This window comes from Xanthobacter dioxanivorans (assembly GCF_016807805.1).
Lineage (GTDB): Bacteria > Pseudomonadota > Alphaproteobacteria > Rhizobiales > Xanthobacteraceae > Xanthobacter > Xanthobacter dioxanivorans.
On sequence record NZ_CP063362.1, the window covers coordinates 2237693 to 2258518 of the forward strand.

Sequence of the window (20826 nt, forward strand, 5' to 3'; positions counted from 1 at the left end):
AAGCCTACGATCGGAGAAGGCGGCCAGGGGCAACCTCACCGTCACCCGACCAATCTGCTGTCCAGAAGGTCGCCCGACCGCTTGAGGATGGGACTGGCGATGGATGCGATATGCGCGTTGATGCGCTTCAGGTCGCGCAGCAGGTCGAGATGCAGGGCGCTCGTCTGCATGCTTTCGGGCTGCTTTTCGCGCAGGCGCGCGAAGTGGCTTTCCATCGACCGCTCCTCCATGCGCCGCACGTCGACCTTCAGCTCGAACAGGCGGCGGGCGAGACTGGGTTCGCGCGACAGAAAAAGGCTCTGCGCCAATTGCAGGTTCTCGATGGTGCTGACGTAGAAGGCGCTGATCTCGGCGAGCCCGGCCGGCGAGAAGCTGAGCTGATACTTGATTTTCTTTTCGGCGAGTTCGCGCACACTCTTTTCCAGAATGTCACCGATATGTTCGAGATTGATCGCGTAGGCCATGATTTCGGATGATCGGCGCGTCTGCTCATCGCTCAGGGGGCGTCGATCCAGTTCGGCCAGGAAGAGCTTGACGGCAGATTGCAGCTTGTCGACCTCGTCTTCGAGGCTGGACAGGCGGGCGCAGCGCTGAATGTCGTCGGTCCGCAAGGCTTCGAGGCTGCAATCCAGCATGGAGATGATCCGGTCGCCGATGCGCAGGGTCTCCCGGGCGGCGCAGGCAAGCGCGACACCGGGCGTGTCCAGCGTCGAAGCATCAAGATAGCGCGGCCCGTCCTCCTTCACAGGAGGCTCCGGAAGGAGCCGGCCCATGGCGGAGGCCAGAGGCCCGATGAGCGGCAGAAATATCCCTGCCAGCAGCAGGTTGAACAGGATGTGGGCGTCGACGGCGAGCGCCGCCGCGCCAACTCCGACGGCAAGCAGCCCCTGAGCGACGTGATCGGCGAAGGGAAGCACGGCACAGCAGCCGATCGCCCGCACGCCCAGATTGCCGAGCGGAACCCTTCTCGACAGTGGCCCGTCCCCCAGCGTCGCAATCACCGGGCCGACCGCCCCGCCGAGATTGGCGCCGAGCACGATCGCGATCGAGGGCGCGGGCGCCAGCACGCCGCCAAGGTTCAGCGATGCCACCAGCAGGACGATCGCGAGGCTGGAGGACGTAAGCGCCGCCAGCCCGGCGCCGGTGAGCATCATCAGCAGGGGGGCGTCGGCCAGCGTTGTCAGAAGCATCTGAAAAGCCGGAGAACCACGCATCGGCGCGGTGGCCTGGGCCAGCATGTGCAGCGCGAGCAGCACAAGGCCGAGCCCGAGGATGGCGCGGCCGGTCGCGACCGCTCGCGTGCTGCGGCCGACGGTGAACACGACGAAGCCGGTCATCACCGTGGCAGGTGCCAGCCATGGCGCGCCGAGCACGAAGAGCCACGCCGCCAGCCCCGTGCCCACGTTGGCGCCGAGCATGACGGCCTGGGCCATGGCGATGCTGATCAGCATGCGTTCGGCAAACGACGCCGTCATCAGGGCCGTCGTCGTGCTGCTTTGCAGGGCGATGGTCGTGATCAGGCCCACACCGAAGGCGATGCCGCGATTGCGCGTGCCGGCTGCGATCCAATGCTTGAGCCTCGGGCCGAAGGCATCGCTCACGCCCCTGCGCACCGTGCGCAGGCCCCAGAGAAGAAGGCAGACGGCGCCGGCAAGATCAATGACAAGACTGTTCACGTTATCCTGCCTCGACGGTTACAGTGCTTCACTCACCGTGAGTTTCTCTTTGCGCGGATGGCACGCAGGCGCGCGGAGAATGGGGGTATGTGCGGCGCGCCGTTGCGGGCGGCGGATACGCCCTGGCACCTCGTCGTTTCATTCAGAAGCCACCGCCGTCGAGGGATCGACGTAGATCAGGTGAGAGATGGCATGCCCGCGCTTCACGCGGTGCAGCAGAAATGCAGGGGGATCCAACAGCGCGCGGATCACGTCCGTGCGGTTGAAATCTGGAACGATCTGGTGCGCCACCGAGGGGGCGATATTGCATATGGTGTTGGCGAAGCGCGCCTGGATGTTCCGGTGCACGTGACCACACAGAACACGCTCCACCTCGGGATGATCGAGCAGCATTCGTTCCAGCTCCGCCGCGCCTTGCTGGAGACGAATGCTGTCCATCTTCGCAATGCCGCAATCCAGCGGCGGGTGATGCATGAAAAGCAGGGCGCAGTCGCCGGTGCCGGCGTCGAGGGCCTGGGCGAGAAAGCCCAAGCCCTCCGGGTCGAGCCGTCCGTGGGGCTGATCCTCGACGAGGGTGTCGAGGCCAATCAAGCGCACGCCGCCCAGGTCGGCGGCGACATGCAGGGGCCCGGCTTCCGGCAGCGACTGCCGGCGAGACCAGACCTGCCGGAACGCGTCCCGCCTGTCATGGTTGCCGGGAACGGCGTAGAGCGGCATGGGCAACCGGGCGAGCTCGCGCTCAAGCGCCGCATACTCTTCCGGCAGGCCATGCTCCGTGAGGTCGCCGGTGATGATCACCGCATCGGGCGATGGTTCCAGGCGCAGGACCGCATCGATCGCGCGCCGCGCCATATGCGCCGTATCGACACGGCCGCCGAACAGCGGTGTGAGCGAGAAATGCAGGTCGGACAGCTGGGCGATCAACATGCGACATTCATTTCGCTACGCCGGTTCACCGTAAATGCCGTTGATCTGCTCGGCGCTGATATTCTCGGTCCTGTCATCGAGAACGAGCTTGCCCTTGCGCATGGCGACGATGCGGTCGGCATAATGCAGGGCGAGGTCGGTCTGATGCAGGCTGCACAGCACGCCGATGCCGCGCTCACGGGCAATCTCGTGAAGAACCCTCAGCACGTTGGAGGCAGAAGCCGGGTCAAGGCTCGCCACCGGCTCATCGGCGAGAACAAGGCGGCTTTGCTGGGTCAGGACGCGCGCAATCGCAACACGCTGCTGCTGACCGCCCGAGAGCGAATCGGCCCGCTGATAAGCCTTGTCGAGCAGGCCGACGCGGTCCAGCGCCGCCAGCGCGATCTGGCGATCGGCCATGGAGAACTGCCGCAGAAGCACGCGCCAGGTCGACACATGTCCGAGGCGCCCGGACAGCGTGTTGTCGAGCGCGGTCAGGCGGGGGATCAGGTTGAACTGCTGGAAGATCAGCCCGATGGCGCGCCGCTGCTCCCGCAACGCGCGCCGATCCAGGCTCCCCACGTCCTGGCCAAGCACCGTGACATGGCCGGCATCCACCTCCGCCAGACGCGAGATGCAGCGGAAGATGGTCGACTTGCCCGCACCGCTCGGGCCGAGCAGAGCGACGACCTCGCCGGGGTTGATCGAGAAGCTGACATTATCCAGCGCGATGACGGAATTGAAGGCCTTGGTCACGCCGCTGAGCCGCAGGACAGGCCGCGTCGCCGGGGTGCTCTCGGCTTTCATCGCTTTCAGAAGGGGCATCACGGTCATGCCAGCCTCCGACGCAGCCAGGCGCTGAACTGATCGATGATTGTGACCATGATGAGCATGATGATCGTGACGGTGAGCAGCTTCGGGAAGTCGAGCAGATCGATGGCGGCCTTGATCTCGATGCCGATGCCGCCGGCGCCGACGATGCCGAGGATCGTCGAGGTGCGCACGTTTGCCTCCCAGACGTAGAGCGAGACCGACGTGAGGTTCGGCAAGACCGATGGGAGCAGTGCATAGGAGACGATCTTGGTGCGGTTCGCCCCCGTCATGGCCGCGGCCTCCAGCGGCGCCTTTGGCATGGTCTCGATGACCTCGCTGTTCAGCTTGGCGATCACGCCGAGCGAATGCACGATCATGCCGAGCACGCCGGCGAATGGCCCAAGCCCGACCGCCGCGACGAAGAGCAGGGCGAACACGATCGTGTCCACGCCGCGGAAGCAGTTCACGAGCATCCGCACCGGCACCGACAGGATCGGCGACGGCGTGATGTTGCGCGCGATGAAGATGGAGAGTGGGAAGGCGAACACGGTGGCGAAGACCGTCGCAACCGTCGCGATGGCGACGGTTTCGGCGGCTCGATACCAGTAGACATCGAGGTCGTTGAGGTAGGGTGGCCAGGATTTCGCGGCCCATGTGGCCAGTCTGGGTAGCCCGGCCACAAGCGCCGCGGGGTCGACCTCGGCGAGTTTCAGGCAGATGCCGAAGAGAACGACAATCACCGCCGCCAGCGCAAAGCGCAGCAGAGCCACGGGCGAGGTCAGGGAAATGCGTGGTTCGATATACAGTCCCGCATCGCCACGAATGGGCGGGGTTCGTTCAAGTTGCCACATGGGATATCCAATCTAGCCATGCCTGTAGTTGGAGCGGAACATCCCGCTCCAACTACAATTCCACCTCAGCTTCTCAGAACACCGAGGTCGCGGCCCATCTTCTCGAGGATCTCGTAAGGTTCATGGGTGGTCGAGCGATAGCCGGTGTACGGATAGGGCAATATGCGCAACTCCTCCGCCGTGAGGCTGTTGAACGCCGCCTGGAGCTGGAGCGCCGTCTCCTCGTCCATGCTCTTGCGCACGACGATAGGCTCGTTGGGCAGGGGAACGGACTGCCACACGATCTTGTTGGAATCGGGCTTCATCAGCCCGTTCTTGATCATGGTGTTGCGGTGAATATCCCATCCGGTGGCGAGATCGACCTGACCATTGATGGTGGCCATCTCCGCGGCGGCGGCTGATGCGCCTTCGGCATATTTGCCGAAGAATGTCTTCGGCTCGATGCCGAGGGAGCGGAAGTAATGGGTCGGCACCATCCATCCGGTGGTCGAGCCGGTGTCCAGCATCTGCATGGACATGCCCTTGGCGTCCTCCGGGAATTTTTCGAGCTTCAGATCGGGACGCGCAACGATGAGCCCGTGATAGGTCGGCTTGCCCTCGACCAGCATCACATTGATGACGCGCGTGCCCGAGCTGTTGCGCGCCAGCACATAGCCCCAGGGCCCGAGCTGGGCGAGGTCCGCCTGCTCGCTGCCGATCGCCACCGACACGCCGGCCCAGTCATTGGCCACCGTCAGGTGCAGGTCGGCGCCGATGCGATCGCACACCATGCGATACAGCGGCTCCCACACCTTCCGCGTCTCCGCCTGTGTCGGCTGGGACGGCGCGAGGGCGACCTTGATGGTCTTGCGCGTCTGGGCGCGCAGGATCGCCGGTGCGAAAACGGCTCCCGCGGCACCGAGGAGTACTGATCGGCGGTGAATCATGGGTCACTTCCTTCGTGAGCAGACGACATCGTATGGGTTGCCGCCAGCGTCTGGAGCAGCGTGGATTTATCAATATTCAGTGACATTCAGATTGCGGTGAGACAAGCTCAAAGAGTATGCATTGTTCAGTGATTTTGCCGGTGAATTGAGCTTTAATCAATTTCCGGGTCCTGCTATTGAGCCGACCAGATACGAGGTGCCGATGCAGAACCTGATTTCAACCGCCGCGCGCGGCCGGCTTGCGGATGTCGCGAGCGCGCGCGCCACGCTACATGCCGCGCGCGCGGTGCTTTTCGACCTGGATGGCACCCTCATCCGAACCGACGAAGTGATTGACGGTGCCCGGGACATCCTGTCCGCCTTCGGTGATCGCGCCATGATCTTGTCGAACAATTCCTCGGAGACCGAGGAGGCGCTGTCGGAGCGGCTGGCGCGATCGGGGCTTGAGGTCGCCTCCAGGCGCATTGTGCTGGCGGGCGTGGAAACCGTGCGCATCACCGCATCGCGTTGGCCGCGCGCGCGCGCGATGATGCTCGCGAGCGACAAGATGGTCGCCCTGGCGCGCACCCTGTGCCTGACCGTCACCGACGATGCGCCCGATGTCGTCCTTGTCGCCCGGACGACCGCGTTCGACTACGAGATGCTGACGCGAGCGGCCAACGCGGTTCGCTCCGGCGCGGCCTTCATCGTGGCCAACCCGGATTTGCGCCACCCCGGCGCCGCCGGGCGTCTCGTCCCCGAGACCGGGGCGCTCGCCGCTGCCATCGCCGCGGCGTCGGGACACGAGCCGACCTATGTCTTCGGCAAGCCGCAGCCTGAGCTTTTCCACGCGGCGCTGGCGCGTCTCGGCCTCGCTCCCGATCAGGTGGTCATGGTGGGAGACAATCCCACCACCGACGGCGCGGGGGCAAGCCGGCTGGGCATTCCCCATATTCTCCTGAGCGAAGAACTCCCGCTTCGCGCGCTCGTCGCATGAGCCCGCCAGAGGCGCGGCACCTATTTCTCCGCCGAGGGGCGCGTTCGCTTGGTGGCGAGCACGTCATACGATTTCTGGATCGCGGCAAGGGAGGTTTCCCAGCGCGCGAGCGCGAGGCGTGCATAGAGCACGTCGATCACGAACAATTCCGCGATCCGGCTCGAAAGCGCCTCCATGCGATACTTCGTTTCCTGCGCGGCCGTGTACAGCACCACGTCGCAGTGCTGCTGGAGCGGTGATTTGCCGTAGTTGGTGATGCAGATGGTATGAGCGCCTGCCTCCTTCGCGAGGCGGGTGGCTTCGAGGGTCTCGTGCGTGCGGCCCGAATGCGAGATCGTCACCGTCGCCACACGCGGGCCGGTGAATGCGGCGCTGACGGCCTGGCCGTGCGAGTCGGTGACCGCCTTGGTCGAAAGGCCGAGCCTCAGAAAGCGATAGGCCGCATCCTCGGCAATGGGCGCGGATGTGCCGATGCCGTAGAATTCGATGCGCTCGGCCGCCGCGAGGTACGTCGCCGCCCGGTCAATCTCCGCCGTATCCAGAACCTTGGCAGTGTCTTCCAGGGCCACCGCATGGCTGGCGGTAAACTTCGCCACCACATCGGAGGTGCTGTCCCCTGGCGTGATCGCCTCATGCAGGAGCGCGCGTGAGATCGCGATTTCCTGGGCGACGGCGATCTTCAGTTCGGCAAATCCCCGGGCGCCGATCTGCTGGCAGAGGCCGATCACCGAGCCCTCGCTGGCCTGCACCGCCGCCGCGATCTCGCTCGCCGACATCTCAAGGACGCGACTGGGCTTCTCGACCATGAAGGTCGCGATCCGTCGGGCGGTCGGTGGAAACTCCTCCAACATGGCCTTCAGGCGAGCGAGAGGAAATTCAAGCAGGGACATGCGAACAATCCATAGCGACGGCCGGCGGTAATGCAGAGTTGGTCAGCCCCGCACCTGCCGTCTACTTTCACCGGGCGCGTTTGGGAAGCAGTTCGGAGGCCGCTTCTGCCTGATTTATGTGCGTCGGAGCCGCAATGCCCGCCGTCGCACGGTGCAGGAGGGGTGTGGCCCCCGGTGGCGGCGTTTTGCGTTCCGTCCGCCCCCGTCATCGGCCCGGCCCGCGGGCGCCGTCCCGGTTGACGCTGCGCCCTGGAGGCGAGCCCGGTCCCTCTCTCGCCTCGGTGAAAGGCGCGCGCCGGCGGCCTCGACCCAAGGTGGTCCGCCCGGACGTCCGCTTTCCATGCTCCGTGCCGAAAAGCCCGGCTGATCTGCAACGCCTCGCGTGCGCGGGAGGCCAGCATTCAACCGTGCGCGGGGAGCCGGCCAGGTTCGCTTACTCCGCGCACGGTCCCCGAAGCGGGTGAGCCCGCCTTGCCTTGTCGGCCGCGTCTTCTACAGCGCGGCGCTCCAGGTATCGCGCCGCCAGTCGGCGACAGCGAAGGGGAAGGCCTGTGATAACCCCGCGCACACGACCGCCCCGAAACGTGTGTCTCCCGCAGGTGTCCGGATGACCTTGTGGCCGAGCCTCTCCAGATCCGCCGCGGCGACATGATCGCCCTCCACCAGAAGGCGCCCGTCCTCGCTCCGCCAGCGCATGCGATCGAGGGCGGCGGGCAGGTCGAGGCCGTCCTCGAACAGGCCGGTGAGGATTTGCAGCAGCGTCTGTACCTGACCGTCAGCCCCAGGGGTCGCGAGGCCGAAACAGGCATTGCCGCTCTCCACCAGGATCGGGGCGAGCGTGTGGACCGGAATCGCATCCGGCCGCGCCGCGTTCGGCCCTTCGGTAAAGCCGGCCGCGCGGTTGTTCAGCACGAAACCACCCTCCGGAACGTAGATGGCCGAGCCGAAGTCGTCGAAGACCGAGACAAGCGACGACACCACCATGCCCTCGGCGTCGGCGGTGGCGACACCCGCGGTGTGAAGGTAGCTGCGGGGCCCGCCGCGCAGGCTGGCGCGCGCGAGATCGACGGACAGCGGCTCGGCCAGCAGGGCCATTCCCTGCGCGGCCCGATCGCGAAACGCGAACGAGGCCTGGGTCAGCTCGATCAGCGCGTGCTGTCTCGCTCGGGCCGGGGGCGCGAGCCCGGCATAGGCGTTTAAGGCCATCAGCAGCAGCACGCCCTGGGACATGGGCGGCTGAACGTGAATGCGCACGCCGTTCCATTCCAGGGATAGCGGCTGCGCCACCACGCTCTTATGAGCCGCGATGTCCCGGGCATGGAGCGTGCCCCCTCTGGCCTGCACGGCGGCGCTCATGGCGTCGGCAGGAAGTCCCTCATAGAACCAGGCGGCGCCGTGCTCTCCGATCGCCCGGAGTGTCTCCGCAAGGACCGGCTGAAGCAGAAGCGTGTCCGCCTGCGCATCGAAGAAGGGCCAATGTTCCGCCCCGCCGCGGGCGAGGCGCGCTTTCTGCGCCGCCACCGCCCGTGCGGTCTCTGGCCGGACGGGCACGCCGGTGGCGGCAAGGCGCATGGCCGGGACCAGCGACCGCCCGAGAGGAAGTCGGCCAAAGCGGCGCGCCAGCTCCGTCCATCCCATGACGAGCCCGGGTACGGTCACGGCGCTGCCGTCGTCGGCGACCTGACCTGAAAAGGAGGCCGATGACGCGCCGGCGGCGTTCACCGCCGTCACGCGGCCGTCCGGTGCGCGCACCAGAAAGAAGCCGTCGCCGCCGAGCCCGGCGGCCTCGGGCATCAGAACCGCGATGACGGCCTGGGCGGCAATGGCCGCATCCGCTGCGTTGCCGCGCTGCGCCAGCACCTCCTGAGCCGCCGAGGTGGCCAGCGGATGGGCCGCGGAGACCGCCGCCGTCGTGCCCCTGAGTGCCGGACGGATGCGGGAGGAATAGGAATCCGGAAGCAGGACGGTCATGGCGGGTTCCTGTGCGATCACGCGGCGGGCGCCGACCGCAGGGCAACGGTCGCGGCCATATCGACGGCAGGCGGGGCGCCGGCGATGACAACCCCGTAATCGCGCCGCGCACCCGCCGGCGTCACCAGCCCGTCGAGCACATCGGCGAGCACTGCCGCGGGCTCCCGCTCGAACGCCGGGCCGAAGCCGCCGCCGCCTGCCATGACGTGGCGGAACAGGTCGCCCTTATCCAGCGGAACCGGTGCCGTGAACAGCATGGGCAGCGCCCGCACGGTGCCGTTGGAGTACAGCACACTCCGGCAGGGCGCCCCTTCTCCGCCGCCCGCCAGGCCGTGGGGCGGGAAATCCTGCTTGTCCGCCCGGACCGAAAGGGAGAGGTCATCGGACAGCGCGCGATATTCACGCACGAGGCCGAGGCCGCCGCGCAGGCGGCCGGAGCCGGCCGTGTCGGGCACGTAGCCATAACGCTCGATGCGAATGGGATATTCGGCCTCGATCATCTCGATGGGCACATTGGACTGGTTGGAGCACATGTGCGGTACGCCCGACTGGCCGTCATGGGCTGCCGTTGCGCCCCATGTGCCCATGACGCATTCCGAGAACACAAAAGGCTCGCTGCCGCGCCATCCGGCGATGGTGGGCAGGGTGGACCCGCCCGCCCCGTCCGCCGTCACCCGTTCCGGCACCACCTGGGCCAGTGCGCCGAACAGGCAGTCGGCGATGCGATATCCGGTGATGCCGCGCGCGCCGCACGGCGCGGGATGGACAGCATTGACCAACGTGCCCGCCGGCGCGATGACATGTATGGCGCGGGTGAAGCCGTGGCAGTTGGGCACGTCCTCGCTCATGACCGAGCGCAGCGCCGCATATACGTTCGACTTGAGAAAGGAGAGCGGCGCATTGATGCCGCCCTTCACCTGCTCGGCCGTGCCGGTCCAGTCCGTGGTCACGTCGCTGCCGGAAATGGTGACCGTCACCTTGAGCACGATGGGCGTGGGATGCTCCCCGAGGCCGTCGATCCTGTCCTCGAAGCGATAGACCCCGTCCGGCATCTGCGCGATCTGCAGTCGCGCTATCGCCTCCGCATGATCGTGCAGCGCCTCGATATAGTGCCGCATGGTGGCGGAGCCGTAGCGCGCGAACAGTTCGCCGTAGCCGCGCATCCCGGCGCGGCAAGCGGCGATCTGCGCCTTCAGGTCGCCGATCACCTTGTCCGGCACCCGGACATTCGCGCTGACGATCTCCAGGATGGCGGTGTTCTCGACGCCGCCGTCCCAGAGCTTCAGGAACGGAAGGCGCAGGCCCTCCTGGAAGATCTCGGTGGCGCCGATGGAATTGCTGCCCGCAACGATCCCGCCCACGTCGGCATGATGGGCGATGGTGGTGGCAAAGCCCTCCAGCGCGCCGTCATGGAAGATGGGGGCAATGATGTAGATATCCGGCAGATGCTGGCCGGAGGCCAGATAGGGATCGTTCGCGATATACAGGTCGCCTTCCCGGATCCGCCCCTCGAACTGGCCGATCAGATGGCGCATGGCGTCGTAAAAGCTGCCGAGATGCATGGGCGTCGTCAACCCCTGACCGACGATCCGGCCCTCGGCGTCGCAGATCGCCGTCGAATAGTCCATCGAGTCGCGCACGATCATGGAATGGGCAGAGCGCATCAGAATGAGCGCCATCTCATCCGCCACGGTGCTGAAGCCGTTGCGGATGATTTCAAGGAGAAGGGAGTCGATGCTCTCGTTCATGGCGGCCTCATCCGATCTCGATGACCACATTGCCGTACCCGTCGAGGCGAGCGGTGCAATCCGGCGGCACGACGGACGTGCCCTCGTATTCCTCGATCACCAGCGGCCCCTGGCGCGGTTCCGCGGATAGATCGGCGCGTCCGATCACCGCCGTATCGTGCCGGCCAAGCCCACCGAAATAGACCTGGCGGCGGCTTTCCGGCGCGCGGCGCGCGGCGGCCAGCAGCTTTTCGGCGTCGAGCGTCGGCGGACGCTCGGGCGGCACGCGGGCAGCAAGGCGCAAGGCGACGATTTCCTTCGGATGCTCCGGAGGCAGACGGTGGCCATACGTGGCTTCATGCTCGGCATCGAAGCGTCGCCCAACCTCGGCGAAGTCCGGCGCGCCGGACTTCTGCGTCACCGCGACGGAAAGCTCGAAGGCCTGCCCGGCGTAGCGCACATCGATCCGCCGTTCCATCTCCACGCGTCGACGCTCGACCTTCAGTTCCGCGACCGCCGCCGCCTCCAGTTCCTCGAACATGTCCGTCACCTCCGCGGCGGGGGCCGCCGCGAGGCGGCAGAGGAACCCGCGCGAGAGCGCGAGTTCCAGGTCCGCGAACAGCAGCCCGACGGCGCTGAACACGCCGGCGGCGGGCGGCACCACCACGCGCCGGATGCCGAGCGCGCGGGCGAGGTCGGCGGCATAGAGGCCGCCGCCCCCGCCGAAGGCGAACAGGGTGAAGTCGCGTGGATCGCGGCCGCGAAACGTCGTCACCGCCTTGACCGCTCGCATCATGGTGGTCGCCGCAAGCTGCACCACACCGTAGGCCAGATCTTCGAGGTCGCGGCCATCGGACACCGAGGCGAGGGCGCGACGGGCGGCATCGGCATCGATGGGTACCGTGCCTCCGGCAATGGCTTCCGGGCTCAGATAGCCCAGAACCACGTTGGCGTCGGTGACGGTCGGCGCCGTGCCGCCACGGCCGTAGCAGGCCGGCCCGGGCCGGGCTCCGGCGCTGTGCGGGCCGACCTTCAGGTGGCCCGCGCCGTCGCGCCAGATCAGCGACCCGCCGCCTGCTCCCACTTCGGACACATCGATCACCGGCAGCTTCAGGGCATAGCCGCCGCCCTTGACGAGGCGGCTCGAAAGCGAGATGCCCCGCCCACCTCATACTCGTCGGTGGAGATGTGCCGCCCCTTCTCGATCACCGCCGCCTTGGCGGTGGTGCCGCCCATGTCGAGCGTTATGATGTCGTCATATCCGGACAGCGCGCCCAGCCGGGCGGCCCCGATCACCCCCGCCGCCGGACCGCTTTCCACCACCTGGGCGGGCTTGGCGATGACCGAGGCGATGTCCAGCAGACCGCCGCTCGATTGCATCATGCGCAGTGGCGCAGCAATGCCGGCGGCCTGGAGCTGCTGCGTCAGCGAGCCGAGATAGGCCTCCACCGTCGGCCCCACATAGGCGTTGATGACGGTGGTGCTGGTGCGTTCGTATTCCCGCACCTCGGGCAGGACGTCCACCGACAGGGTCAGGAAGCGTCCCGGCAGCAAGGCGCGCAGCAGTTCACCGGCCCGCCGCTCGTGCGCCGGATTGGCGAAGGAGTTCAGGAAGCAGACGCAAACGGCCTCGATGTCCGCAGCAATCATGGCCTCCGCGATGGCTTCGAATGCCCCCTCGTCGAGCGGCGTCACCACGCTGCCATCGGCGGCGACGCGCTCCCGGACCTCGAAGCGGTGGCGCCGCGGAACAAGCGGCTCCGGCTTGCGATAGAGCGGCTCATACAGGCGGGGCACCCGGATGCGCCGCAGCTCCAGCACGTCCCGGAAGCCCTCGGTGGTCACCAGCGCGGTGCGCGCGCCCTTGCCTTCGAGGATGGCATTCGTCGCCACCGTGGAAGCGTGCAGGAACTCCACGATTGCGGCGGGTGGGAGAGCGGCGCGCTCCAGGATCTGACGGCAGCCGTCGAGGATGCCGAGCGCGTAATCCTGTGGCGTCGACGGCACCTTGGCGGTGGCGAGGGCCCCCGCCTCCGACAGCAGCGCGACGTCGGTGAAGGTTCCGCCGATATCGGCGGCCAGTCGAAAGCCGGTCATGGAATGCTCTGCAAAGGGGAGGTTGGTTGCGTCACGGCTGCAGCAGGTTCGGCAGCCACATGACGATGCCGGGCCAGATGGTCAGCACCGCGAGGCAAGCCAGCATGAGAATGCCGAACGGAGCCGAAGCCTTCGCCACCCGGGACAGGGGTTGGCCGGTGAGCCCCTGCAACACGAACAGGTTGAATCCCACCGGCGGGGTGATCTGCCCCAGCTCCACCATGATGACCAGGAACACGCCGAACCATAAGGGATCGAAGCCCGCCGCGGTAATCAGCGGCAGAACCACCGGCATGGTCATCACGGTGATGGATACGCCGTCCAGGAAGCATCCGAGCACGAGGTAGAGCACGCCGATGGCGATGATGAGCTGGTACGGCCCCAGCCCGCTCTGCTGAACCACGTGGGCGAGGTCGTTGGGGATGTGCAGATACGCCAGCGTCGTGGAGAGCAGCGACGCCGAGATCATGATGGACAGGATCATGCAGGAACTGCGGACCGCCGCCAGCGCCGACTCCTGTGCCAGCCCCCAGGACAACTGCCGGGTCAGGGCCGCGATGGCGAAGGTCGCGCCGACGCCAACAGCCGCTGCCTCCGTGGGGGTTGCGATGCCCGTATAGATGGACCCCATGACGACGATGATGAGCAGAAGGACAGGCCATAGCCCGAGCATCGCCCGCGCCGCTTCGCCGACGCCGAGGCTGATCTCCTCCGCGGGGGAGAGGCTTGGCTTCAGCCAGCACCGCACCGCGATGAAACAGGAGAAAACGCCCGCGATGATGAAGCCGGGAACGAAGCCGGCGATGAACAGCTTCGCGATGGAGACCTCGGCGATGACGCCATAGACGATCATCACGATGGACGGCGGAATGAGCAGGCCAAGGCTGCCGGCGGCCGCGAGCGACCCGATGGTGAGATCGACGTCGTAGCCGCGTTGCGCGAGCGCCTTGGTGGTGATCTTGCCCACTGTCGCGGCGGTGGCCGCGCTCGATCCGCACACGGCGCCGAACAGCGTGCAGCCGGACACGTTGGTGTGCAGCAGGCGTCCCGGCACGCAGTTGGCGAGCGGCGAAAGTCCCCGGAAGAGGCGCTCCGCCACATCCGTGCGGAAGACGATCTCGCCCATCCATATGAACAGCGGCAGGGCCGACAGCTCCCAGCCGGTGGAACTGCGGAACATCGCGGTCTTGGCCAGCACCGCGATGCGGTCGATGGGGAAATCGAGAAGGATCAGGAGACTGCTTACGCTGACAAGCAGCACCCCGGCGAAGATCCAGACACCGGCTCCGAGAAAGGCGAAGACCAGCAGGGACACGGAGAGGCTGAGGCTATATGCGCCCATGAGGTTACTCCCTGGCTTCTGCCAGCGGGATTATTCGGTCGCGACGTCCGCCACGGCGATCGGCGCGTCGGGATCGACGGCGAGCCGCAGCGCGTAGGCCGCGAGTTGCAAGGCAAGAAGGCCGAGACCGAATGCGAAGATCGCTTCCGGTATCCAGAGCGGGACTTCCAGCAGCCCCGTGCTGACCGTGTGCTCCCTGAAGCTGCGCATGGTCGACAGAACGAAGGTCCGCGTCAGCAGGAACACCGGGAGCAGCGTCACCAGCGCGCACATGATTTCTGCAACGCGGCGGGCCGACGGCGAGAGACGCGCGAGCACCAGTTGCACCCGGATCATCTCGCCCCGCCGCAAGGTGCCCGCCATGGCGAGCACCGTCATGGAGCCGACCCCGTATCCCACCACCTCGTCCACGGCGTAGGTGGAGGTGGCGAAGACGTTGCGCAGGAATATCTCCAGCAGGATGTGGCCCGTGGCGATGGCCAGTATCACGGCTGCCGCCGCCATCGCCACGGTGCCGAGCAGCCCGGCCATCCGGTCAAGCATGCGGGCTGCGGACTTCATTGATGACCGACCTTCTGCGCGAAGGTGTCGAGGATCGACTTGCCGTTGGCGCGGGTCTTGTCCAGCCAGTCCTTGATGGCCGGCTCGCGTGCCTTGGCGAGCGCGTCAAGGAAGGCGGGCGGCGCGTCTTTGACGATCTCGGTCTTGTTCTCGCGCAGAACGTCGTAATTCTTCGCTTCCCAGGTGCGCACGGCAGTCCAGTCCCGGGCCTCGGCGGCGGAACCTGCGTCCATCACCGCCTTTTGCTGGGCCGGCGAGAGCTTGCCGAACGCATCGGCGTTCACGGCCGTGATGTTGAGAGGGAAGGCGTAGCCGAGGTCGTTGAAGACGGGGGTGAATTCCCAGAGCTTCAGGGACCGCCCGCCATCGGCGGAGGTCAGCACGGCGGCGAGGTTGCCGGTGCCGAGCTGGGGCACCACGTCGCTGAAGCTGACCTGCAGCGGCGCCGCGCCGAGGTTCTTGAACGTGATCGTGCCGTTCACGTCATAGGTGCGGATCTTCAGGCCCTTCAGGTCATCAACGGTGCGCAGCGGCTTCTTGGCCCAGATGCCCGTGGGCGGGAACGGAGAGGAATACAGCAGCTTCTGCCCGTTCCGTGCCAGAGCCTCCTCGTAGGCCGGGCGCGCCACGTCGTAGAGCAGCTTGGCCTCGTCGAGATTGCGGGCGACGAAGGGGAGCGAGGACAGCAGGAAAACGGGTTCCTGGCCCGAGAAGGCGCCGGCGAGGCTCTGGGCCAGCGGCAGCACGCCGTCGCGCACGGCGTTGAGGTGGTCCTTGTTCTTGAAGCCGAGCGCGCCGCCGTGGTGGACGGTGATGACCACCTGCCCGTTGGTGGCCTTGGCGACGTCCTCGGCGAACGCGATGGCGCCTTCGCCGGGCAGCGAGTTGGCGCGGTCCTCCATGGACATGTCCCACTTCACCGTCTGCGCTGCCGCCGGCAGCGTTCCGAGGGCGAAGGCACACAGCGCCGCCGCCAGCGTTTGGCCGCGGCGCGCGCCGGGCAATGTCTCGACCAACATGTCAGTCCCCTTTCTGGTTCGCCCCGGAAGCGGGCGCTATTGCCGGAAGGTCGCGAGCTTGTGCTCGTCTATGGTGATGCCGAGGCCGGGCCCCTCCGGCGGGCGAATCCCCCCGCCTTGTAGGGAAATGCCTCGACGATGATGTCGTCCTCGAAATATGCCCCGCCGACCTGGCATGGATGCTTGCCCGCGGGGGCCGAGACAGGGATCACGGCCGGTAGCGTGACGGCGGGACACGACAGCGCGAAATGCACATTTGCCGCGTTGCCGACCCCGGACTCGATGGAGCCGTTCACATCGCACGGCAGGCCCGCCGCCTCGGCGATGGCGGCCACGGCCGCGGCGGCGCGCAGTCCTCCGGCCTTTGCAAGATAGATGGAGATGCAGTCGGCTGCGCCAGCCTGCACGAGGTCGAGCGCGTCCCGGGGCGTCCAGCAGCTCTCGTCGGCCACCACCGGGATCGGCGTGCCCCGCGTCACCGCCGCCATGTGGGCGAGACCGCGGGCCGGCTGCTCCACATAGGAGAGTTCCCCGACGGCAAAGCGCGAAAGGACCGCGAGAGCGGTCTTGGAAGTGGCGTAGCCCTGGTTCGCGTCGAGCCGCAGCATCACATCCGGCCCGAGGCATGCGCGCAACGCACGCACCAGGGCGATGTCTCGCTCGGCATCCTCGCCGCCCTTGATCTGCAGGGCCCGGATGCCGTCCGCCACTGCGCCCTGGGCTTCTGCCATGGCGTCATCGTGCGGCATCAGGCCGACCATGTGGGCCACCTGGACCGTGTCGCGCACCTGCCCGCCGAGCAGCCGGTACACGGGTTGGCCCACCATCTTGCCCCAGATGTCGTGCAGCGCCATTTCCACCGCGCATTTGGCGTAGGTATGTCCGACCACCACGCGCTCCATCGCCGCCGCCGCCTCGGCGATGTTGCACGGGTCGCGGCCCAGGAGCACGGGGGCGAGCTGGGCCTCCACAATGGTGCAGACCGTTTCCCGCGTCTCGCCGGCGCGCCGGCCGAAATCGCCGCCCCAATCCGGCAGCGGCACCGCCTCGCCATGGCCCACGACGCCGACATCGGTGGTGACGCGCACCAGCACGAAATGCCCAAGCCCCTTGTGCAGGCCGTTCCAACGGAATTCGCGGCGGACCGGAAGTTTGAACGGAATGGCTTCGACACCGGTAATCTTCATGACGGGCTCTTCCGCTCTCGCTTGTGGCCTACAGGAAAAGTCAGGAAATAATTTTCCGCAAGGAAAAATTGCAGGATTTTTTCTCACGCATGCCTTTTAAGCAAAATGCGGAAAATATAAGCTCGTCGCGGCCGATCGCGAGGCTTGCACTGGCGGTTCTGGCGCCGGGGCAGCGGGAGAAGTTTGGTGACGCAGGAATATGGCGACGGCCACGAGCAAATCGGTCCGCACCTCAAGCGGACGCGCAAGGCCCGGAAGCTGACGCTGACGGCGGTGGGACAGATGACAGGCGTTTCCGCCTCTGCCCTCTCCAAGATAGAGAATGGCCTCGTCTCGCCGTCGTTCGACATTATCAAGCGCATCTGCGACGGCCTCGGCCTGCCGATCGAGGATCTGGTGGCGCCGGGGGCCCGCAGGATCAGCCGCAGGTTCTCGGCCGGAAGACGACCACACGGGGCGGCGAAGGCGCGCATTTCACCAGCGGGCAGTATGACTATCGGGCGCATGCGACGGAACTGTCCCGCAAGGGAATGGTGCCGCTGGAGATGCTGGTGCGCGCGCGCTCCGTAGAGGAATTCGACCATTGGAGCCAGCACAACGGCGAGGAGTTCGTCTACGTGCTGTCCGGGGCGATCGAGGTGCACACGGAGTTCTACGCGCCGTTCCGGCTGGAGGCGGGAGAAAGCGCCTATTTCGACAGCTCGATGGCCCACCTCTACGTGTCGGTGACACAGGAAGACGCGCGCGTTCTCTCGGTGTCCTACGACCCGGAGCAGGGAAAGCGCCACGTCTCCGCCTTCATGAATGCATCGGCCCGCCCCATCTCCGCCGCCGCCAAGACGCCGGCCTCCCGCCGGAAAGGGGCTGCGCGCGCATAGGTCCACGCATCCCGCGAAGGGTGCCGCGCTGATGTTGGACGTCGATGCGAGGTGAGTGCCCTGGATGAGTGGTCTGGTCGGGCGCGGAACCGGGCCGGGGCCTTCAGCAAGGCCCGCCGCTCCCACGCGGCGCAAGGTCGGCGCCACTATCGCCGCCGAGAACGGCGCGACGGAGCATCAGCTAATGGCGATCTATGGGTGGGAAAGCCCGAAGCAGGCGGCCGTATACATCAGAAGGCCAACCACAAGCGCCTCACCGGCGCCCCCATGCACCTGACGGTGCCTGCCAAACGGCGAACAAATCTTTCCCTCTTGTCCCATCCCACCGTCTCCGGCGGGAAAGGATGCGCGAAAACATCAATGTTTTCATATGTTTGGGAAAGGGATGGTGCCAGGAGAGGACTCAAATTAATTCACTATCGTATTGATATTATTTCGTAAATTTTAGTGTGGATAATATCGACGCCTACGAATATGCCTACACGACAGGTTGCAGAAGGGGTTCGATGCCTCTTTTGAAATAATCTTGCGAAAATTTGCTTTCGCGCGCACGAGAACGCAAGGGGCCTAAAGCCCCCCTCCCCTACCCTTTTTCAGCTTTCGCCGCAGCCGCCTTCTCGCCCTGCAGGCGCAGGATGACTTCGACCTGCTGAACCGCGATGGCCAGCTCGTAGTCGTCCAAATTGTTCACGGCCGACACCATGCGGTCGATCAGCTTCGAGCGCTCCGTCGGCTCGGGCAGGTCTTCAGGCTCGCGCTTCACGCCGAGCAGCGCATCCGGCGTCGTGCCCAGCGCCTTCGATATCTTCACCAGCGTCGCCAAGTCCGGCTCCCTCGCCCCGCTCACATAATGGAAGTAGCGACGCTCGTTCAGGCCGGCCCGGCGGGCGGCTTCGGCGTTGGACAGATGGAGCGCCGCGGCACGGGCTCGAAGATTGGCTGCAAAGAGATCCATGAGAACAAAATGTTCATGACACCCCTTGTGCCGTCTACGAACAAAATGTAGTTTAATAATTATCCAATATGGACACAAGCGCCATGAAAACTGCCGTCCGCTGCTATCTCGTGCGCTCCGCCAAAACTCCACCGCCGGCCCCCGCTATGCGATCGGTGCGCCGCGGCTGAAGATGCCGCCCGCTCCGCCGAAGGGCACGGCCGCGCCTTTGCCCGCCCACCTCGCGACGCTGCTCTACGACGCTTACCAGCACCAACTGCGCGCCCAATACCCGCAAGCCGCCCGGGCCTATCGGAAGATCCTCCAAGCGACGCCGGACAATGCCGACGTGCTCCAACTGCTGGGCATCGTGCGTGCGCGGCAAGGCCGTGAGCGCGAGGCCATCGCGCTCTATCTCAGGGCTCTGGAGCGCCGGCCTGACGATGCCAAGGCCTGGTACAATCTGGCCTTGGCTTATGGCGCCCTCGGCGACCAGGCGCAGGCCGTGACGGCGATGACGGAGGCGTTCGTCCGCGACCCCCATCTGCCGTTGGCCGCCAATGTGCTCATCCCGGCCTTCCGGGAGCGGTGGGACTGGCGCGGCCATGCGGCGCTCTGGGCGAACGCCCGGCGGGGGGCCGTCGGGGAGAGCGCGCCCGTCATGCCGTTCCTGATGCTCCATGTGGATGATCCGGGCCTTCAGTTCGCCGCGGCCCGGCGCTTCGTCGCGGCCGATCGACCGGCGGTTCCCAAGCGGGATTTTGATCATACGGCAAGGCGCATGGCCACCGGACCGATCCGCCTCGCCTACCTGTCGGCCGACTTCCGCACCCATGCCACCACCCACCTCATCACCCAGCTCTTCGCCCGGCACGACCGCACGCGCTTCGAGGTCACCGCCATTTCCATCGGTCCGGACGACGGCTCGCCCCAGCGCGCGGGCATCGTGGGCGCGGTGGACCGCTTCCTCGACCGCGAGAAGGCCTCTTGTGAGGCTATCGCCGAGGAGGTGTCCGCCCTCGGCATCGACATCTTCGTCGACCTCATGGGACATAGTCGCGGCGAGCGGATGCGGACCTTCGCCAACCGGCCGGCGCCGGTGCAGGTGAACTACCTGGGCTATCCCGGCACCAGCGGCGCGCCTTTCTTCGACTACATCATCGGTGATCCGGTGGTGCTGCCCTTTTCCCTGGCCGGCTGCTTCAGCGAGAAGATCGTGCAGTTGCCGGAGTGCTACCAGCCCAACGATCCCGGCCTGCCGGTGAGCGCGGCGGCCGACCGAGCCGCCTGCGGCCTGCCGCCGGAGGCCTTCGTCTTCTGTTGTTTCAACGTCCCGGAGAAGCTTGATCCCGACACCTTTTCCGCCTTCGCGCGGATCGTGTCCGCCGTGCCCGGCTCGGTGCTGTGGATCCTGGAGGGGCTCGCCGGCCGCCGGGAGAACCTCCAACGCGAGGCCGCGGCCCGCGGGCTTGATCCCTCCCGCCTGGTGTTCGCGCCCATCGTCGCGCCGCAGGCGCACCTGGCCCGTGTGGGGCTCGCGGACCTCTTCCTCGACACCTTCCCCTATACGGCCCACACGACTTGCAGCGACGCCCTGCGGCGCGGCGTGCCGGTGGTGACCCGCTCGGGCGCCGCGTTCGCCTCGCGGGTTGCGGGCAGCCTGCTGCGGCAGGTGGACCTGGCCGACCTCGTCACCACCGACGTGACCGCCTTCGAGGCCAAGGCCATCGGCCTTGCCCGCGATCGCGCAGCCCTCGCCGCCGTGCGCGCGCGGCTGCAACGGGCCCTGCCGCATTCGCCCCTCTACGACATCGGCCGCTACACCCGGCACATGGAGCGCGCCTACGAGATCATGGCGCAGCGCTTCAGGGCCGGCCTGCCGCCCGAGGCCTTCGCGGTGGAGCCCCTCCCGCGGGCCTGACGACCTACCCTCATTACGGCGCGCGAGTACGGCGCGAGAGGCATGCCGTTTGCGGCCGCTCAGAACGCGCCAGAGGCCGAAAGATGCGAACGGCCGCCGTTGGCGCGCTCATGCTCGTCATGGCCGCCAGTGGCCGCTCTGTGCACGCGCA

General features: G+C 66.6%; 19 protein-coding genes. 4 read left to right on the forward strand and 15 right to left on the reverse strand.

Going from position 1 to position 20826, the window contains the following annotated elements; translation table 11 throughout:
• Nucleotides 1-41 precede the first annotated feature (41 nt).
• The 5 genes from EZH22_RS10610 to EZH22_RS10630 form a co-directional block, all read right to left on the reverse strand.
• A complete protein-coding gene (locus EZH22_RS10610) occupies nucleotides 42-1676 on the reverse strand; it encodes a Na/Pi cotransporter family protein (protein WP_203195595.1) in 1635 nt (544 codons plus the stop codon).
• 138 nt (nucleotides 1677-1814) lie between these two features.
• The gene (locus tag EZH22_RS10615) at nucleotides 1815-2600 is read right to left on the reverse strand and encodes a phosphodiesterase (RefSeq protein ID WP_203195596.1); all 786 of its coding nucleotides are present in this window, start codon (nucleotides 2598-2600) and stop codon (nucleotides 1815-1817) included.
• A gap of 18 nt (nucleotides 2601-2618) precedes the next feature.
• Nucleotides 2619-3416: a phosphonate ABC transporter ATP-binding protein gene (phnC, locus tag EZH22_RS10620; RefSeq protein ID WP_231711420.1), complete on the reverse strand. Its 798-nt coding sequence runs from the start codon at nucleotides 3414-3416 to the stop codon at nucleotides 2619-2621.
• Nucleotides 3413-4165 (reverse strand): phosphonate ABC transporter, permease protein PhnE, encoded by a 753-nt coding sequence (gene phnE / locus EZH22_RS10625; protein WP_203195597.1) that lies wholly within the window; start codon nucleotides 4163-4165, stop codon nucleotides 3413-3415. The genes phnC and phnE overlap by 4 nt, the downstream gene beginning before the upstream one ends.
• A 146-nt stretch (nucleotides 4166-4311) precedes the next feature.
• Nucleotides 4312-5172, reverse strand: coding sequence for a phosphate/phosphite/phosphonate ABC transporter substrate-binding protein (locus tag EZH22_RS10630; RefSeq protein ID WP_203195598.1), 861 nt, complete (start codon nucleotides 5170-5172; stop codon nucleotides 4312-4314).
• 202 nt (nucleotides 5173-5374) lie between these two features.
• Here EZH22_RS10630 and EZH22_RS10635 point away from each other — a divergent pair, with 202 nt between their 5' ends.
• A complete protein-coding gene (locus tag EZH22_RS10635) occupies nucleotides 5375-6148 on the forward strand; it encodes an HAD-IIA family hydrolase (RefSeq protein ID WP_203195599.1) in 774 nt (257 codons plus the stop codon).
• 20 nt (nucleotides 6149-6168) lie between these two features.
• Here EZH22_RS10635 and EZH22_RS10640 read toward each other — a convergent pair whose 3' ends face one another.
• The 9 genes from EZH22_RS10640 to EZH22_RS10680 all read right to left on the reverse strand — a co-directional run bounded on the left by EZH22_RS10640 (nucleotide 6169) and on the right by EZH22_RS10680 (nucleotide 16942).
• Entirely contained in the window at nucleotides 6169-7038 is an 870-nt protein-coding gene (locus EZH22_RS10640) for a MurR/RpiR family transcriptional regulator (protein ID WP_203195600.1), read from the reverse strand.
• Between the two features lie 492 nt (nucleotides 7039-7530).
• A complete protein-coding gene (locus EZH22_RS10645) occupies nucleotides 7531-9009 on the reverse strand; it encodes a gamma-glutamyltransferase (RefSeq protein WP_203195601.1) in 1479 nt (492 codons plus the stop codon).
• Between the two features lie 17 nt (nucleotides 9010-9026).
• Nucleotides 9027-10757, reverse strand: coding sequence for a hydantoinase B/oxoprolinase family protein (locus tag EZH22_RS10650; RefSeq protein WP_203195602.1), 1731 nt, complete (start codon nucleotides 10755-10757; stop codon nucleotides 9027-9029).
• 7 nt (nucleotides 10758-10764) lie between these two features.
• Nucleotides 10765-11838: a hydantoinase/oxoprolinase family protein gene (locus EZH22_RS10655; protein WP_203195603.1), complete on the reverse strand. Its 1074-nt coding sequence runs from the start codon at nucleotides 11836-11838 to the stop codon at nucleotides 10765-10767.
• Nucleotides 11839-11846: 8 nt separating this feature from the next.
• Complete coding sequence (locus EZH22_RS10660; RefSeq protein WP_203195604.1) at nucleotides 11847-12833, reverse strand: hydantoinase/oxoprolinase N-terminal domain-containing protein; 987 nt, start codon at nucleotides 12831-12833, stop codon at nucleotides 11847-11849.
• A 31-nt stretch (nucleotides 12834-12864) separates the two neighbouring features.
• Nucleotides 12865-14175 carry a TRAP transporter large permease gene (locus tag EZH22_RS10665; protein ID WP_203195605.1) on the reverse strand — a complete coding sequence of 437 codons (1311 nt, stop codon included), beginning with the start codon at nucleotides 14173-14175 and terminating at the stop codon, nucleotides 12865-12867.
• Between the two features lie 30 nt (nucleotides 14176-14205).
• Nucleotides 14206-14736: a TRAP transporter small permease subunit gene (locus EZH22_RS10670; RefSeq protein ID WP_203195606.1), complete on the reverse strand. Its 531-nt coding sequence runs from the start codon at nucleotides 14734-14736 to the stop codon at nucleotides 14206-14208.
• Nucleotides 14733-15755 carry a TRAP transporter substrate-binding protein gene (locus EZH22_RS10675; protein WP_203195607.1) on the reverse strand — a complete coding sequence of 341 codons (1023 nt, stop codon included), beginning with the start codon at nucleotides 15753-15755 and terminating at the stop codon, nucleotides 14733-14735. Before EZH22_RS10675 ends, EZH22_RS10670 begins: the two co-directional genes overlap by 4 nt.
• Nucleotides 15756-15823: 68 nt before the next feature.
• Nucleotides 15824-16942, reverse strand: coding sequence for a mandelate racemase/muconate lactonizing enzyme family protein (locus tag EZH22_RS10680; RefSeq protein WP_203195608.1), 1119 nt, complete (start codon nucleotides 16940-16942; stop codon nucleotides 15824-15826).
• 186 nt (nucleotides 16943-17128) lie between these two features.
• On the opposite strand from EZH22_RS10680, the gene EZH22_RS10685 reads away from it, so the two are divergent.
• Together EZH22_RS10685 and EZH22_RS10690 are read left to right on the forward strand one after the other, a co-directional pair.
• Nucleotides 17129-17512 carry a helix-turn-helix domain-containing protein gene (locus tag EZH22_RS10685; RefSeq protein ID WP_203195609.1) on the forward strand — a complete coding sequence of 128 codons (384 nt, stop codon included), beginning with the start codon at nucleotides 17129-17131 and terminating at the stop codon, nucleotides 17510-17512.
• Nucleotides 17494-17820, forward strand: coding sequence for a cupin domain-containing protein (locus EZH22_RS10690; RefSeq protein WP_203195610.1), 327 nt, complete (start codon nucleotides 17494-17496; stop codon nucleotides 17818-17820). Before EZH22_RS10685 ends, EZH22_RS10690 begins: the two co-directional genes overlap by 19 nt.
• Nucleotides 17821-18403: 583 nt before the next feature.
• Here EZH22_RS10690 and EZH22_RS10695 read toward each other — a convergent pair.
• Nucleotides 18404-18775: a helix-turn-helix domain-containing protein gene (locus EZH22_RS10695; protein WP_203195611.1), complete on the reverse strand. Its 372-nt coding sequence runs from the start codon at nucleotides 18773-18775 to the stop codon at nucleotides 18404-18406.
• A gap of 172 nt (nucleotides 18776-18947) precedes the next feature.
• Here EZH22_RS10695 and EZH22_RS10700 point away from each other — a divergent pair, with 172 nt between their 5' ends.
• Entirely contained in the window at nucleotides 18948-20675 is a 1728-nt protein-coding gene (locus EZH22_RS10700; protein WP_203195612.1) for an O-linked N-acetylglucosamine transferase, SPINDLY family protein, read from the forward strand.
• The last annotated feature ends 151 nt before the right edge of the window (nucleotides 20676-20826 follow it).